Source organism: Rhizobacter sp. P3_C12 (assembly GCF_056402735.1).
Genome location: NZ_JBFUGW010000638.1, coordinates 1 through 731, shown reverse-complemented (window position 1 = coordinate 731; position 731 = coordinate 1). Strand labels below are relative to the sequence as shown.

1 protein-coding gene is annotated in these 731 nt (G+C 73.0%); it reads right to left on the bottom strand.

Going from position 1 to position 731, the window contains the following annotated elements; translation table 11 throughout:
* On the bottom strand, nt 1–727 hold a 727-nt coding region (locus AC1DXV_RS35115), incomplete at its 3' end, for a bifunctional transcriptional activator/DNA repair enzyme AdaA (RefSeq protein WP_477938116.1).
* Nucleotides 728–731 lie beyond the last annotated feature (4 nt).

Below are 731 nucleotides of genomic sequence, written 5' to 3'. Positions count from 1 at the left end.
CGCTGCGGCGCACGCGGGCCGCTTCCACCGCCTCGGCGCCCGGTATCGCGCGGGCCGTGAGGAAGCGCAGCATCGCGGCCGTGTCGTACGGCGAGCGGAAACCGAGCGAGACGGTCACGCCGTCGTCCGGCGACACCGACTCGCCGGCTGCATCGCCGCGCAGCCGGGTCGGGCTCATGCGGTAGCTGTCGGCGAAGGCCGCGTTGAAGCGCCGCAGGCTGCGAAAGCCGCTGGCCAGCGCGACCTGCGCGATCGGCAGCCGCGTGTCGGTCAGCAGCTGCTTGGCCAGCAGCAGGCGGCGCGTCTGCACGTACTGCAGCGGCGTCACGCCATGCTCGGCCGCGAAGATGCGGCGCAGGTGGCGGTCGCTGACGCCCAGGTGCGCGGCCAGCGCGGCGATCGACGGTGTTTCTTCTTCGGYGGCCGCATGGTCCAGCCAGTGCGCCGCCTGGCGGGCCAGCGTGCGCGATGCATCCATCACCGTCCACGCGAGCCCCGGGCCGGGCGCCACCTCGGGCCGGCACTTCATGCAGGGCCGGAAGCGGGCCGCCTCGGCCTGGGCGGGCGTGTCGAAGAACACGCAGTTCTCGCGGCGCGGTGTGCGCACGCGGCAAATCGGTCGGCAATAAATGCCGGTGGACGTGACGCCGACGAACCAGCGGCCGTCGAAGCGGGCGTCGCGGGCCTTGTTGGCCAGATAGGCGGCTTCGGAGTCGACGGTAGGCATGGCG